Genomic DNA, 15497 nt, shown 5'->3' on the forward strand with positions numbered 1-15497 from the left:
ATGAGCTTGAATCCAAGAGACGTCGTGATTGTCGACTTCGGTCGTACTCCGATGGGCCGCTCCAAGGGCGGCATGCACCGCAACACCCGTGCTGAAGACATGTCGGCGCACCTGATCAGCAAATTGCTGGAGCGCAACGTCAAGGTCGACCCGAATGAAGTCGAGGACGTGATCTGGGGCTGCGTCAACCAGACCCTGGAGCAGGGCTGGAACATTGCCCGCATGGCTTCTTTGATGACGCAGATCCCGCACACTGCCGCCGGCCAGACCGTCAGCCGCCTGTGTGGCTCGTCGATGAGCGCCTTGCACACCGCTGCACAAGCAATCATGACCGGTAACGGTGACGTATTCGTGGTTGGCGGCGTCGAGCATATGGGGCACGTGAGCATGATGCACGGTGTCGATCCGAATCCGCACATGTCGCTGTATGCGGCGAAAGCCTCGGGCATGATGGGCCTGACCGCAGAAATGCTTGGCAAGATGCACGGCATTACCCGCGAGCAGCAGGATGCCTTCGGCGTGCGCTCCCACCAACTCGCCCACAAGGCGACCGTGGAAGGCAAGTTCAAGGACGAAATCATCCCGATGCAGGGCTACGACGAGAACGGTTTCCTGAAACTGTTCGACTACGACGAAACCATTCGTCCGGAAACCACCCTGGAAAGCCTGGCGGCCCTCAAGCCGGCCTTCAATCCCAAGGGCGGCACCGTGACAGCCGGTACATCGTCGCAGATCACCGATGGTGCTTCGTGCATGATCGTGATGTCGGCGCAGCGCGCCCAGGACCTGGGTATCCAGCCAATGGCGGTGATCCGTTCGATGGCGGTGGCGGGTGTGGATCCGGCGATCATGGGCTATGGTCCAGTACCGGCGACCCAAAAAGCTCTGAAGCGTGCGGGCCTGGGTATTGCCGACATCGACTTCTTCGAGCTCAACGAAGCTTTCGCCGCACAGGCCCTGCCAGTGCTGAAAGATCTGAAAGTGCTCGACAAGATGAACGAGAAGGTTAACCTGCACGGCGGCGCGATCGCCCTGGGTCACCCGTTCGGTTGCTCCGGTGCCCGTATCTCCGGCACCTTGTTGAACGTGATGAAGCAGAATAGCGGCACCTTCGGGGTGGCCACTATGTGCATTGGTCTCGGCCAAGGCATCTCCACCGTCTTCGAACGCGTTTAAGCGTTCGTTTGACGCAAGCCGGGGCCAAGTGCCCCGGTTTTTGTTTTTCCGAAGATTTTTTTTGTTTTTTATTTCTACTGAATTTAATGAGGCCCAGAGCATGCCGATCGAACCCGGGCTCTACCAGCATTACAAAGGTCCGCAGTACCGTGTTTTCAGCGTTGCGCGGCACTCTGAAACCGAAGAAGAAGTGGTCTTCTACCAAGCCCTGTATGGCGATTACGGTTTTTGGGTGCGGCCGTTGAACATGTTTCTGGAGTCGGTCGAAGTTGACGGCGAGCAGGTCCCGCGCTTTGCTTTGGTGCAGGCCGAACCCAGCGTTTTTTCCAAGCCGTAGGCGTAAGGCGCAGCGAACCCTGCGCTTGACCTCACCTTGTTGCCACTATATATAGCGGTGCCGCGTCAGGCGCCAACCGCCTTTCACTTCTCGAATTCAGGAATTTTCTGATCCATGGGCAAATCGCTGGTCATTGTGGAATCCCCGGCTAAGGCCAAGACAATCAACAAGTATCTGGGCAACCAATACGTGGTGAAGTCGAGTATCGGCCATATCCGAGACCTGCCCACCAGTGGTTCGGCGAGCGCCAGCAAGGAGCCTGCCGCCAAGCGTGGCAAGGCCGCTGCTGGCGAAGCGCCGGCGCTGTCGCCAAAGGAAAAGGCGCGCAAGCAGCTGGTCGCGCGCATGGGTGTCGATCCCGATCATGGCTGGAAAGCCAAGTACGAGATCCTCCCGGGCAAGGAAAAGGTCATCGAAGAACTGCGTCGGCTCGCCAAAGACGCCGACACCATCTATCTCGCAACGGACTTGGATCGCGAGGGGGAAGCCATTGCCTGGCACCTGCGCGAAGCCATCGGTGGGGATGACAGCCGCTACAAGCGCGTGGTGTTCAACGAAATCACCAAGAAGGCGATTCAGGAAGCCTTCTCCGAGCCGGGCGAGCTGGATATCGATCGAGTCAACGCGCAGCAGGCGCGGCGCTTCCTTGACCGTGTAGTGGGTTACATGGTCTCGCCATTGCTGTGGTCGAAGATCGCTCGCGGCCTGTCGGCAGGTCGAGTGCAGTCGGTGGCGGTGAAGCTGGTAGTGGAGCGTGAGCGCGAGATTCGTGCCTTCGTCCCGGAAGAGTACTGGGAAGTGCACGCCGACCTCGGCACCGCCAAGGGCGCCAATGTGCGCTTTGAAGTGGCCCGCGAAAACGGCGAAGCCTTCAAGCCGCTCAACGAAGCCCAGGCCATGGCGGCCCTGGAGAAGCTGAAATCTTCCAGCTACACCATCGCCAAGCGCGAAGATAAACCGACCAGCAGCAAGCCGTCGGCCCCGTTCATCACGTCCACCCTGCAGCAGGCCGCGAGTAACCGCCTGGGCTTTGGCGTGAAGAAAACCATGATGATGGCTCAGCGGCTGTACGAGGCCGGCTACATCACGTATATGCGTACCGACTCGACCAACCTTTCGGCCGATGCCGTGGCGATGGCCCGTACCTATATTGAAGGCGAGTTCGGCAGCAAGTACCTGCCGGAAACCCCGAACGTCTACAGCAGCAAGGAAGGCGCCCAGGAGGCTCACGAAGCGATTCGTCCTTCCGACGTCAACACTGATCCAAGCAAGCTGTCGGGCATGGAGCGTGACGCTGAGCGGCTCTACGAGCTGATCTGGCGCCAATTCGTCGCCTGCCAGATGCTCCCGGCGAAATACCTGTCGACCACCGTCAGCGTCGCTGCCAGCGGCTTTGAGTTGCGTGCCAAGGGTCGGATCCTGAAGTTCGACGGCTACACCCGGGTCATGCCGCAAATGACCAAGCCGGGCGATGACGATGTGTTGCCGGACATGGCTCAGGGCGACGTGCTCAAGCTGATCAAGCTTGATCCAAGCCAGCACTTCACCAAGCCGCCGGCGCGCTACTCGGAAGCGAGCCTGGTCAAGGAAATGGAAAAACGCGGGATCGGTCGTCCGTCGACCTACGCGGCAATCATTTCCACCATCCAGGACCGTGGCTACGTCGCGCTGCACAACCGCCGTTTCTACTCGGAAAAAATGGGCGACATCGTCACCGAGCGTCTGTCGGAGAGCTTCTCCAACCTCATGGACTACGGTTTTACCGCAGGCATGGAAGAGAACCTCGATGACGTCGCTCAGGGTGAGCGTGACTGGAAAAACGTGCTGGATGAGTTCTACGGCGACTTCAAGAAGAAACTCGAAGTGGCCGAGAGCCCGGAAAACGGCATGCGCGCCAACCAGCCGGTGATGACCGATATCCCGTGCGTGACCTGCGGTCGTCCAATGCAGATCCGTACCGCTTCGACTGGCGTGTTCCTCGGTTGCTCGGGCTACAGCCTGCCGCCGAAAGAACGCTGCAAGGCCACTGTCAATTTGGTGCCAGGCGATGAAATCGCCGCGGACGACGAGGGTGAGTCCGAGTCGTTGGTCCTGCGCGGCAAGCACCGTTGCCCGATCTGCAGCACCGCGATGGACGCTTACCTGCTGGATGAGAAGCGCAAGCTGCACATCTGCGGTAACAACCCTGACTGCGACGGCTACGAGATCGAAGAGGGCAGCTATCGCATCAAGGGCTACGAAGGTCCGAGCCTGGAATGCGACAAGTGCGGCAGTGAAATGCAATTGAAGACCGGTCGTTTCGGCAAATTCTTCGGCTGCACCAACGCCACTTGCAAGAACACCCGCAAACTGCTGAAAAGCGGCGACGCGGCACCGCCGAAGATGGATCCGGTGAAAATGCCGGAACTCAAGTGCGAGAAGGTCAACGACACCTACATCCTGCGTGACGGTGCCTCCGGCCTGTTCCTGGCAGCCAGTCAGTTCCCGAAAAACCGCGAGACCCGTGCTCCGCTGGTGCTCGAGATCGTGCCGCACAAGGATGAGATCGATCCGAAGTATCACTTCCTCTGTGAAGCGCCGAAGAAGGATCCGGACGGCCTGCCGGCGGTGATCCGCTACAGCCGCAAGACCAAGGAGCAGTACGTGCAGACCGAAGTGGACGGCAAGCCTACGGGCTGGAAGGCGTTCTACGACGGCGGTAAATGGGTAGTTGAAGACAAGCGCGTGGCCAAGTAAGCCCGCACCGCGTCTTTAAAAAGGCCGCATGCCAACCCTCGGGTTCGCATGCGGTTTTTTTTGCGCTTGCAGTGGGGTTGCCTGATCCTTGACACTGTCGGGCCAGCATTACGTGCCCTTTTTCGTTGTGGAGACTGCCGCCATGGCCCACGAGCTCTATACCCGTACCAATCAGAAGATCTACTTTGCCGGTCTGTCGCTTGAGGCGCTGGCCCGTGCCGAAGATGGGCGGGCCATGAATTCTCCGGCGCTGATCCAGGCGGGACGCGAATCAGCACTGTTTCATCTGTACGGTGCTCTGTTGGGCCTGTGCCATGAAATTGCCGGCTTCTACCGCTTGCCCCAGGCCAATGCGCCCCGGGCAGAGATGCTGTTGACCCGTGAAGTACTGGAAACCATTGCCATCCCGGAAATGGCAGAAATGGTCGAGCTGGCCCATAACCGCGAGACCTGGCTGGCGAAACTGCTCCAGGCTCATGCCGATTTGTTCCAGCCACCCCGTGCGCCGCACAAGCCCAAGGGTGATGTCACTCAGCCGTTGATTGTTGCGGTGAGTCTGGATGAAGAGCCTGAGGCTGAGTTGAGCAGGGAAGAGTTGGAGAGCTGGCGTCAGAATCTGAAAAGTCTGGCCCTGCGTTTCCGTGAGGGCTTGAACGAGTGCTGAGCCCAGCGGGGAAGTAACAGGACGCTGCGTGGTCATGGAGGCCGTCAATAGGTGGTATGCAGCCGGTCAAGATCCCGAGCGCAGCGCCACCGATGCCTATATAATCCCCGCCTTTCGTGGAGAACAGACTTTTATGCCAACGTCCTTTCTAGAAATTGTTGAACTGCCAGACGGCCGAATCGAGCTGCGCCGGGCTGAGGACGAGGGTTCTCTGGTTACTTTGGACTTCTCCGAAGACGCCAAGGTATTCCTGCAAGGCCAACACGTTGAAGTGGCCAAGGCGATGTTGAGCGTCGGTGTGCAAATGGCGGGTCGTCTGGTTGAGGGCGAGCTCGACAAGGAAGAGGGGCCGCGGGTTCTGCATTGATTCCCGCTGGTCGGCTGTTTTCGCAAGCCATCATCACAGAACATCATTACAGATTGGCTTCTCTGTCCTGGAGAAGCCCTGTGTCTTTTACGCTTAGCCCAATCGAATATTCAGACTTTGTGCATCCCCGACGCGGGCAGCACCGACTAACTGTTGCCGTGCGTTGCTGCTCAGAGGATTCAGCCAACTGACCACAGTATGGCTGCGGCCCAGGCGTAGGGCCTCGCAGGCCAGTTGCTGGGCGCTTTGATTACCGCGTGGTTGCAGCAGCAGGATGCGCTCGCGGTTCAGGCCGGCATCCCGCAGCCAGGCTTGGGTCAAGCTGGCGGGCGGGGCAATCAGCGTCAGCCAGCGGGCGTCCTGGTCCTGACTCAGTTCGCGAAGAATGGGTGCCAGCAGGCTCAGGCAGTTCCCCGCCGCACCACGTAGAGACAGTTCGCTGAACGCTTCGGGCTCGGCGTTCCAGGGTGTCTCGACCACGTCCTTGAGGGCCGGCGCCAATGGCTGGGCCATGAACGCTTCGAACAGCGTCAGTTGTGTGTGCTGTGGTGCGTGTGGGAAATGCATAACGCCTCCTTTAGCGGCGAATGACGCCGACACTCAAGCCTTCGATCACCAGATCCTGATCTTTCAGGTTCACTTCGATCGGGGCAAACTCGGGGTTTTCGGCGATGAGCCAGACCTTGCTGCCATCACGCTTGAAGCGTTTGACCGTCACTTCATCGCCAATCCGCGCCACGACTATCTGGCCGTTGCGGGCTTCGCGAGTGGTGTGCACGGCCAACAGGTCGCCATCGAAAATCCCCACGTCCTTCATGCTCATGCCATGGACACGCAACAGGTAGTCAGCGCGAGGATGAAAGAAGGTGGGGTTGATGTTGCAGGACTCTTCGATGTGCTGCTGCGCGAGAATCGGCGCGCCGGCAGCGACTCGGCCAATGATGGGCAGGGTGGAGTCGTCTGGCTTGGCTTCGAAACCCGGAATGCGGATGCCGCGGGAGGCGCCAGGGGTCATTTCGATGGCGCCCTTGCGGGCCAGGGCCTTGAGGTGTTCTTCCGCCGCATTGGGCGATTTGAAACCGAGCTCCTGGGCTATCTCCGCACGGGTCGGGGGATAGCCGTTGTCTTCAAGGCAACGTTTGATAAAAGCCAGAATCTCAGCTTGGCGTGGCGTCAGTTTTAGCATCTCGATCGCTCTGTCTTTTTATACAGTGACTGGGATTATATACAGTGGAATGATCTTGGCAATCCTCCTTTTATGGGAGGGCGCCGGACGGTCGGTTTGCGGTCTGGCAAATCTTGTCTCGCAGATCAGCTACAGCCGCGGGTATCTATGGTTAAATGTCTGACTGACCGTTCTCAAAAAGAATGGCCGGACTTGACAATTCACAGACTGAAACGTATGTTTCAAACAAGTGTTTGTCAGGCGGAGTAGCCATGGCCCAGTCGGAAACCGTTGAACGCATTCTCGATGCAGCCGAGCAATTGTTCGCGGAAAAAGGTTTTGCCGAAACTTCATTGCGGCTGATTACCAGCAAGGCTGGGGTCAATCTGGCGGCGGTGAACTACCATTTCGGCTCCAAGAAGGCCTTGATCCAGGCAGTCTTCTCGCGTTTCCTCGGTCCGTTCTGCATCAGTCTCGACCGTGAACTGGAGCGGCGTTCAGCCAAGCCGGACAACAAGCCGAGCCTGGAAGAATTGCTGGAAATCCTCGTCGAGCAGGCCCTCGTGGTGCAGCCGCGCAGCGGCAATGACCTGTCGATCTTCATGCGCCTGTTGGGCCTGGCCTTCAGCCAAAGCCAGGGTCACCTGCGGCGTTACCTGGAAGACATGTACGGCAAGGTGTTCCGTCGCTACATGCTGCTGGTCAACGAAGCTGCCCCGCGAATTCCTCCTATCGAGCTGTTCTGGCGCGTGCACTTCATGCTCGGCGCAGCAGCGTTCAGCATGTCCGGGATCAAGGCGTTGCGTGCGATTGCCGAGACCGATTTCGGCGTCAACACCTCAATCGAGCAAGTCATGCGCCTGATGGTGCCGTTCCTGGCGGCCGGCATGCGTGCTGAAACGGGCGTTACCGACGACGCCATGGCCGCTGCCCAGTTGCGTCCGCGCAGCAAGACCGTAGCGGCTGGCGCCAAGGTTTAAGCGGCCGCGGGTGGGCGCGGCAGCGGACATCCGCTAAGCTAGCCGCCCATGCCGACTCTCGTTGCAGGCCTACTGCATTTCTGCGTTACCTATTCTGATCCGCCGGGCTGTGTGCCGGGCGGAATCGTTGCGTGCGCGCCATTCGTTATCAAGGAATCTCTATGACTGCTGGCCTGCAAGGCTCGTTGATGGTGGACGTCGCCGGTACCTGGCTGACGGCTGAAGATCGCCAACTGTTGCGTCAGCCCGAAGTGGGCGGCCTGATCATCTTTGCCCGGAATATTGAGCACCCACGCCAGGTGCGTGAGTTGAGCGCCTCGATTCGCGCCGTGCGCCCGGACCTGTTGCTCGCCGTCGATCAGGAAGGTGGTCGGGTGCAGCGTCTGCGTCAGGGCTTCGTGCGCCTGCCAGCGATGCGCGCAATTGCCGATAATCCGAACGCGGAGCATTTAGCCGAGCAGTGTGGCTGGATCATGGCTACCGAAGTGCTGGCGGTCGGCCTCGACCTGAGTTTCGCGCCAGTGCTGGATCTCGATTACCAGCGCAGTGCGGTGGTTGGCACCCGCTCCTTCGAAGGTGACCCTGAGCGTGCTGCCCGACTGGCAGGGGCATTCATCCGAGGCATGAACCAGGCGGGCATGGCCGCGACCGGCAAGCACTTCCCGGGTCACGGCTGGGCCGAGGCCGATTCCCATGTCGCCATCCCCAATGATGAGCGCAGCCTGGACGAAATCCGCGCCAACGACCTGGTGCCATTCACACGCCTGAGCAAACAGCTGGCGGCAGTAATGCCGGCCCATGTCATTTATCCGCAGGTCGACACCCAGCCAGCGGGTTTCTCGCGGCGCTGGTTGCAGGACATCCTGCGCGGCGAGTTGCAGTTCGACGGCGTGATCTTCAGTGATGACCTGTCGATGGCGGGCGCCCATGTGGTGGGCGATGCGGCCAGCCGGATCGAGGCGGCGCTGAGTGCGGGTTGCGACATGGGCCTGGTGTGCAATGATCGGGCGGCCGCCGAACTGGCCTTGTCAGCTGCGCAGCGCTTGAAGGTCACGCCTTCTGCACGCATTGCACGGATGCGCGGGCAGTCGTTCGCCAGCACCGATTACCGTCAGGATCCGCGCTGGCTCGCCGCCATCGGTGCGCTCAAGGAAGCGCAACTGATCGATTAAGCCCCTTGCAAGGCGGCACTTCAAGCCGCCTTGCTACAGCTTCGATTTGTCCGGCAGTGGCGCAAACAGCGCATCAATATCCTCACTCTGCAACTTCCAGTCACCGGTGGTGCGGCCGTCCAGCACGCCGGCGGCGAGGTCCGACTTTTCCTTCTGCAGGTGCTGGATTTTCTCTTCGACCGTGCCTCGGGCAATCATCTTGTAGACGAACACCGGCTTCTCCTGACCGATTCTGTAGGCGCGGTCAGTGGCCTGGTTTTCCGTGGCCGGGTTCCACCAGGGGTCGTAGTGGATCACCGTGTCGGCTTCTGTCAGGTTCAGACCGACGCCGCCAGCCTTCAGGCTGATCAGAAAGATCTGCCGCTTACCGCTCTGGAAGTCCTTCACCGGTGTGCGCCTGTCGCGGGTTTGTCCGGTCAGCAGGGCGTAGGCGATCCCGCGTTTGTTCAGTTCGTCTTCGATCAGCGAGAGCATCGAGGTGAACTGGGAAAACAGCAGGATCTTGCGGCCTTCCTCGAACAGTTCCTCGAGCATTTCCATCAGGCTGTCGAGCTTGCCTGAGGTGCTGCCACGGGCGGGCAGGGCAGCTTCATTGACCAAGCGCAGATCGCAGCACACCTGGCGCAGTTTGAGCAGTGCCTCAAGGATAATGATCTGGCTGCGTGCCACGCCTTTGCGGGTGATTTCGTCGCGAACTTTCTTGTCCATGGCCAGGCGCATGGTTTCGTAAACGTCACGTTGGGCCTCGTTGAGGTCGACCCAATGGATGATTTCGGTCTTCGGCGGCAGTTCAGTGGCCACCTGTTCCTTGGTGCGGCGCAGCAGGAACGGTTTGATTCGGGCGTTGAGGTGTTGCAGGCGGACGTCGCTGGCATGCTTTTCGATCGGCACCCGGTAGTCCCGGTTGAAGCTTTTGACGTCGCCGAGCCAGCCCGGCAGCAGGAAATGAAACAGTGACCACAGCTCGCCCAGGTGGTTTTCCAGCGGTGTGCCACTCAGGCACAGGCGCTGGCGCGCGTTCAGCTCCCGCGCGGCTTGCGCGGCCTTGCTGGTCGGGTTCTTGATGTATTGGGCTTCGTCGAGCACCAGGATATGCAGGGGTTGCAGGGCCAGGCGTTCAATATCCTTGGGCAGCAGGGCGTAGGTGGTGAGGATCAGGTCGTAGTCGGCCAGATGCTCGAAATGCTTTTTGCGCGTGGCGCCGTACAAGGCCAGGACCTTGAGCTGCGGGGCAAAGTGTGCCGCTTCGTCGAGCCAGTTGGGAATCAGGCTGGTGGGCATCACCACCATGCACGGCCGGTCGAGGCGTCCAGCGTTTTTTTCGCTGAGCACATGGGCCAGGGTCTGCAGGGTTTTGCCCAGACCCATGTCGTCCGCGAGAATCCCGCCTACCTCCAGCTGTCGCAGCGATTGCATCCAGCTCAGGCCCTCGAGTTGATACGGGCGCAGGGTCGCGTTGAGACCTTCGGGGGCATCGGCGCTGTAGTCCTTGATGTCCCGCAGGCGCTGGGCAAAGGTGCGGATATGCTCGCCGCCTTCCCATAGAAGCGGCATGTCTTCCAGCGGATTGAGCCGGGTGGCGTCGGCGCTGCTCAGGCGCAGGGTGGTCTCGCCTGGTTCCTGCAGATAGAACTCGCCGAGAGTGGCCAGCACCGGTTTCAAGCGACCGAGCGGCAACGCCACTTGCAGCGGTCCCTGTTCCGAGTTGGGGCGATGGGGAATGTTGACCAGGATCAACTCGTCGTCGCGACGCTTGGCCAGGCGTTCCGGGTTGAGAATCTCGGTGTGCGAGCGCATCAGGTTGAGCAGGATCGGCAGCAGGCTCAGGCGCTCGCCATTGACGATGATGCCCAGTTCAAGGTCGAACCAGTCACGCTCCGGGGCCTCGTCGACCGTGGCGTACCAGTCGTCGACGGCAGTCAGATCGAAACCGAACTCGTCGTCGATCTGCAATTCCCAGCCCTGGCTGCGCAGCTTCGGCAGCTCGTTGAGGGTGAAGGTCAGCCAAGCGCTGTCGTTGACCATCTCGTAGAGTTCGCCGGCACTTTCCGGCAGGGCTTTGCTTTGCCGGGTGGCGATCTTGAAGCCTAGGACGCGTAGTTGTTCGCGGTAGGCTTTTTCCACATCCGTCTGGCGTTTGATGCGCAGGGTCTGATGTTCCTGGCGAATCACCACGTCGGTGTTTTTCTGTCCGCTGACGTATTCGTCCAGGTAACTGAAGGACAGCGCCGCGCGGTGCTGAATGTAGCGCTGCATCTTGCCGTTGCGTGGCTCGAAGGCGCTGAACTCGACGCTGGCCAGCCACAGGCGCGGAACCGGCTGCACATTGTCCAGCAACTGTTGTGGCAGCGGCGGCGGAGCGCGGTTTTCCAATACGGCCTGGAGCTTTTCCAGCAGCAGGGCGTCCTTGGCTGCGGCCGGGAACTCGAGGGTGTCCTGCACTTGCATCAGCACGGCCGCGCAGTGTTTGCAGTTCATTCGCACTGGGCAACTGCAGGATGCATCGACCAGCAGCAGGGTGTTTTTCGCCGACTCGCGCAATGTGATGGTCTGGCGGTAGACGTTGCCGCCAGAGCCTTCGCAACTGGCGGTGATGATGCTGTCGCCGGCCTCGACGATCCTGACGCGGTTCTCCAGCGCGTAGCGCCGACCGCGCTCCAGGCTCTGTTCCTTGAATCGGGTGACCCAGGACGGAGCCAGGGGTTTGCTCATGCTCGCGGACATAGGAACTTCAATCAGTCCGGAACGACGTCAGGCGCCTGGCGCGGCGCGGGCGCCGTCAGGGAGGTGATCTTGATCAGCAGGCCGAGGTGGCCGTTGTCGAGAAAATTCAGCTGGCCATTGCGGGTGTGGCTCTCCTGTTGCAGGCGTTCGCTGCCGCTGACGAGACCATCATTGTTGAGCTGGTTGACCCAGAAGTTGGCGTAGACATCAGTAAAGCGGCCCAATTTCAGGTCCAGAGTGCCCTGGATTGGAAACTGCCCATACTGTTCCTGGCCTTCGCTGATCAGCACTTTGCTCGACACTTCACCGAGGTTCTGCTGCCAGCTTTTATGCAGCAGCACGGTGTAGTCGGTGCTGGCGGTGAGCTTTTCCACTACGCCATTGAGGGCTGGCGTACGCAGGCTGTCGGCGCTGATCGGTTGCGCACCGCGCGCCCAATCTTCTGGTGGTGCAGGGCTGGCAATGGCCGGTACGGCGTTCTGCCGCACGAGGATCATTTCAACCTGGTACAAATCGTCGGCGAACGCAGTCGGAGCAATCAGCGTCAGCAGCAAGGTCAGTGAGCGAAACAGGCGCATGCGGCGTCCTTCAAGCAGTTTTCGGGATGAGGCGCTCAAACAGCGCCTCTACAGTATTAAAGCGCTCTTCCGGGCGCTCCATTGGCACCAGGAATTTGAACATCGTGGCGCCTTCGAATTTGTAGCGTTTGGGCTGGCTCTGGATCAGTTTGATCAGCACCAGCGGATCGACCGGCGTCTGCGCGCCGAACTCGATGCGCCCGCCCTGGGGGCCACCGTCGACCTTCTTGATCCCCAGTTGCTCGGCCTGCAGCTTCAGTGCCGTGATGCGGATCAGGTTCTTGGTCGGTTCCGGCAGCAGGCCGAAGCGGTCGATCATCTCCACTTGCAGGTCCTTGAGGCCGTCCTCGTCGGTAGCCGAGGCGATGCGTTTGTAGAGGATCAGCCGTGCATGAACGTCCGGCAGGTAGTCCTCGGGGATCAGTGCAGGCACCCGCAGGTTGACTTCCGGACCGCCGCCCAACGGCTGCTCGAGGTTCGGCTGTTCGCCCTTGCGGATCGACTTCACCGCACGCTCGAGCATTTCCATGTAGAGGGTGAAACCCACTGCCTGGATCTGCCCGCTTTGACCGTCGCCGAGTAATTCGCCGGCGCCACGGATCTCCAGGTCGTTGGTGGCCAGCACGAAGCCGGCGCCGAGGTCCTGGGTATTGGCAATGGCTTCCAGGCGCTTTTCGGCATCACCGGTAATTTGCTGGCGCGGTGGCGTCAGCAGGTAGGCGTAGGCTTGGTGGTGGCTGCGACCGACACGTCCGCGCAACTGGTGCAACTGCGCCAGGCCGAACTTGTCGGCGCGCTCGATGATGATGGTGTTGGCGCTCGGCACGTCGATCCCGGTCTCGATGATGGTCGAGGCGATCAGCACGTTGAAGCGCTTGTGATAGAAGTCGCTCATCACCTGTTCGAGTTCGCGCTCGCGCATCTGTCCGTGACCGATACCGATCCGCGCTTCCGGCACCAGTTCGGCGAGGTCGGCGGCGCATTTCTCGATGGTTTTCACATCGTTGTGCAGGTAGTAGACCTGGCCGCCGCGCAGCAGCTCACGGAGCAAGGCTTCTTTGACCGTGCTTTTGTTCTGCTCCATGACGAAGGTGCGCACCGACAGGCGTCGCGCCGGGGGCGTGGCGATGATCGACAGGTCGCGCATGCCCGACACGGCCATGTTCAACGTGCGTGGAATTGGCGTGGCAGTCAGGGTGAGGATATCGACTTCGCTGCGCAGGGCCTTGAGCTGTTCTTTCTGACGCACACCGAAGCGGTGTTCTTCGTCGATGATCACCAGGCCGAGGTTCTTGATCTTGACGTCGTCGGACAGCAATTTGTGGGTGCCGATCACGATGTCGATCTTGCCTTCCGCCAGGTCGGCCACCGCCGCGTTGACTTCCTTGGCCGACTTGAAGCGGCTCATCACTTCCACCGTCACTGGCCAATCGGCGAAGCGGTCGCGGAAGCTGTTGTAGTGCTGTTGGGCGAGCAGGGTAGTCGGCACCAGGATCGCCACTTGGCGACCGCCGTGCACGGCAATGAAGGCGGCGCGCATGGCCACTTCGGTCTTGCCGAAGCCAACGTCGCCACAGACCAGCCGGTCCATCGGCTTGGGCGCGAGCATGTCGGCGCGCACCGCCTCGATGGTGGTTTGCTGGTCCGGGGTTTCCTCGAACGGGAAGCCGGCGCTGAAGGTCGCGTAGTCGGCTTTCGGGTCGGCAAAGGCATAACCTTCGCGGGCAGCCCTTCGAGCGTAAATGTCGAGCAGCTCGGCGGCCACGTCGCGCACCTGTTCGGCGGCCTTGCGTTTGGCTTTCTGCCAGGTTTCGGAGCCGAGTCGGTGCAGCGGAGCGAGGGCGTCATCACTGCCGGTGTAACGGGCGATCAGGTGCAGGTTGGCCACCGGCACATAGAGCTTGGCGCCCTCGGCGTATTCGAGGGTGAGGAATTCGGCGGCCTGGTCTTCGATCTCCAGGGTGGCAAGGCCGAGGTAACGGCCTACGCCGTGATCGATATGCACCACCGGCGCGCCTTCACGCAGCTCGGTCAGGTTCTTGATCACTGCGTCGTTGTTGGCGTCGGCACGCTTCTCGCGACGCCGGCGCTGCATGACCCGTTGGCCGAACAGCGGGCTCTCCGCCACCAGCGCCAGGGCAGGGTCGTTCAACAGCAGACCCTCGTCTAGCGGGGCGATGGTGATGGCCAGGCGCTCTTTGCCGGCAACGAAGTCCGGCCAGCTGTCGACGGTTTTCGGCCGCAGCTTCAGGCGCTCCAGCAGCTCCAGCAACACTTCGCGGCGGCCGGCCGATTCGGCGGTGAACAGCACGCGGCCGGAAAACTCGTCGAGGAAGTTGGCCAGGGCCTGCAGCGGCTGGGTGGCCTTGGCTTCGATCGCCAGATCCGGCAGCGGCTGCGCCGGGAAGCGTTCGCGGCCGGCTCCGGTATCCACGTCCTGCTGGCTGGCGACCACCCGTGGCCAGTTTTTCAGGCGGGCGAAGCAGTCCTCGACCGGCAGGAACAGTTCCGCCGGTGGCAATAAAGGGCGCGAAGGGTCGACGCGGCGCTCTTCGTAACGGTTGCGCACGTCATTCCAGAAATTTTCCGCGGCTTGCTCGATGCCCGGCAGGGAGAACACTTGTGTGTCCTGGGGCAGGTAGTCGAACAGGGTCGAGGTTTCTTCAAAGAACAGCGGCAGGTAGTACTCGATACCGGCCGGGGTAATCCCGCTGCTCAGGTCCTGGAAAATCGGGCAGCGGCGGAAGTCGACGTCGAAGCGCTCGCGAAAGCGCGCCTTGAAACGGGTGACAGCCTCTTTCTGCAGCGGGAATTCCTTGGCCGGCAACAGCTTGACCGAGTCGACCTTGTCGATCGAACGCTGGTTCTCCGGGTCGAAGGTGCGCAGGGTTTCGATTTCGTCGTCGAACAGGTCAATCCGATACGGCAGCTTGCTGCCCATCGGGAACAGATCGATTAGCGAGCCGCGCACGGTGAATTCGCCATGCTCATAGACGGTATCGACGTAGCGATAGCCGGTGGCTTCCAGGCGCGTGCGCATTTGCTCGACGTCGAGTTTCTGGCCGATGTCCAGCACCAGGCTGCTGCCGAGCAGGAATTTGGTCGGCGCCAGGCGATGCAGGGCTGTGGTGATCGGCACCACTAGCACGCCGTGACTCAGTTCCGGCAAGCGATACAGGCTGGCAATACGCTGGGAAATGATGTCCTGGTGCGGCGAAAACAGATCGTAGGGCAGGGTTTCCCAGTCGGGGAAATGCAGCACCGGCAAATCGGGGGCGAAGAACCCCAGCTCCTGCTCCAGCCTTTCGGCACTCTGGCTGTCGGCGGTCAGGAGCAGGGTGAAGCGCTTGGCAGCGCTGGCGGCCTCGGCAATGGCCAGGCTCAGGGCGGCACCGGGCAGATTGCCCCAGTGCTGTTTACCTGCCGCGGCAGGGAGAAGCGGTAGACGCAGGACAGACACGGAAGGTTGAGCTCCAGCGTTGCGACAAAGTCGGTAATTGTAGCGGTCCCGGGTGCCGCCTGTCAGTTGCTGACTGTGTCTAATGCGCAGGTTGGGTGAAATGTAGTGGTAATGACAAAAAACCGCGGAATTTTAGCG

General features: G+C 60.7%; 12 protein-coding genes. 7 read left to right on the forward strand and 5 right to left on the reverse strand.

Translation table 11 applies throughout. The annotated features are described in order from the left end of the window. The 5 genes from fadA (at window position 1) to NR126_RS16660 (ending at window position 5280) form a co-directional block, all read left to right on the forward strand. A complete protein-coding gene (fadA, locus tag NR126_RS16640) occupies window positions 1–1176 on the forward strand; it encodes an acetyl-CoA C-acyltransferase FadA (protein WP_027617979.1) in 1176 nt (391 codons plus the stop codon). Between the two features lie 100 nt (window positions 1177–1276). Further along, window positions 1277–1513, forward strand: a complete 237-nt coding sequence (locus NR126_RS16645; RefSeq protein WP_256830656.1) for a DUF1653 domain-containing protein — start codon at window positions 1277–1279, stop codon at window positions 1511–1513. Window positions 1514–1627: 114 nt separating this feature from the next. Further along, window positions 1628–4249 (forward strand): type I DNA topoisomerase, encoded by a 2622-nt coding sequence (gene topA, locus NR126_RS16650; protein ID WP_027617977.1) that lies wholly within the window; start codon window positions 1628–1630, stop codon window positions 4247–4249. Between the two features lie 142 nt (window positions 4250–4391). Beyond that, window positions 4392–4913, forward strand: coding sequence for a DUF6586 family protein (locus NR126_RS16655; RefSeq protein WP_027617976.1), 522 nt, complete (start codon window positions 4392–4394; stop codon window positions 4911–4913). Window positions 4914–5046: 133 nt separating this feature from the next. Continuing rightward, complete coding sequence (locus tag NR126_RS16660; RefSeq protein WP_027617975.1) at window positions 5047–5280, forward strand: hypothetical protein; 234 nt, start codon at window positions 5047–5049, stop codon at window positions 5278–5280. A 93-nt stretch (window positions 5281–5373) separates the two neighbouring features. Here NR126_RS16660 and sulA read toward each other — a convergent pair whose 3' ends face one another. Next, window positions 5374–5847, reverse strand: coding sequence for an SOS-induced cell division inhibitor SulA (sulA, locus tag NR126_RS16665; protein WP_256830657.1), 474 nt, complete (start codon window positions 5845–5847; stop codon window positions 5374–5376). Window positions 5848–5857: 10 nt separating this feature from the next. Continuing rightward, window positions 5858–6466, reverse strand: coding sequence for a transcriptional repressor LexA (gene lexA, locus NR126_RS16670; protein ID WP_027617973.1), 609 nt, complete (start codon window positions 6464–6466; stop codon window positions 5858–5860). A 251-nt stretch (window positions 6467–6717) separates the two neighbouring features. Between lexA and psrA the strand changes: the two genes are divergently transcribed. Beyond that, entirely contained in the window at window positions 6718–7425 is a 708-nt protein-coding gene (psrA, locus tag NR126_RS16675; protein WP_027617972.1) for a transcriptional regulator PsrA, read from the forward strand. A gap of 161 nt (window positions 7426–7586) precedes the next feature. Continuing rightward, window positions 7587–8597, forward strand: coding sequence for a beta-N-acetylhexosaminidase (gene nagZ, locus NR126_RS16680; RefSeq protein WP_027617971.1), 1011 nt, complete (start codon window positions 7587–7589; stop codon window positions 8595–8597). A gap of 33 nt (window positions 8598–8630) precedes the next feature. Here the strand turns inward: nagZ and NR126_RS16685 are convergent, their stop codons facing one another. Genes NR126_RS16685 through mfd form a run of 3 tightly spaced genes read right to left on the reverse strand, consistent with a single transcriptional unit; the run spans window position 8631 to window position 15359 of the window. After that, window positions 8631–11321 (reverse strand): DEAD/DEAH box helicase, encoded by a 2691-nt coding sequence (locus NR126_RS16685; RefSeq protein ID WP_027617970.1) that lies wholly within the window; start codon window positions 11319–11321, stop codon window positions 8631–8633. 11 nt (window positions 11322–11332) lie between these two features. Then, entirely contained in the window at window positions 11333–11899 is a 567-nt protein-coding gene (locus tag NR126_RS16690) for a CsiV family protein (protein WP_027617969.1), read from the reverse strand. A 10-nt stretch (window positions 11900–11909) separates the two neighbouring features. Next, on the reverse strand, window positions 11910–15359 hold the full coding sequence (mfd, locus tag NR126_RS16695; RefSeq protein ID WP_027617968.1) for a transcription-repair coupling factor: 3450 nt from the start codon (window positions 15357–15359) through the stop codon (window positions 11910–11912). Window positions 15360–15497: the final 138 nt, after the last annotated feature.

The organism is Pseudomonas sp. Pse1, assembly GCF_024519635.1.
Lineage (GTDB): Bacteria > Pseudomonadota > Gammaproteobacteria > Pseudomonadales > Pseudomonadaceae > Aquipseudomonas.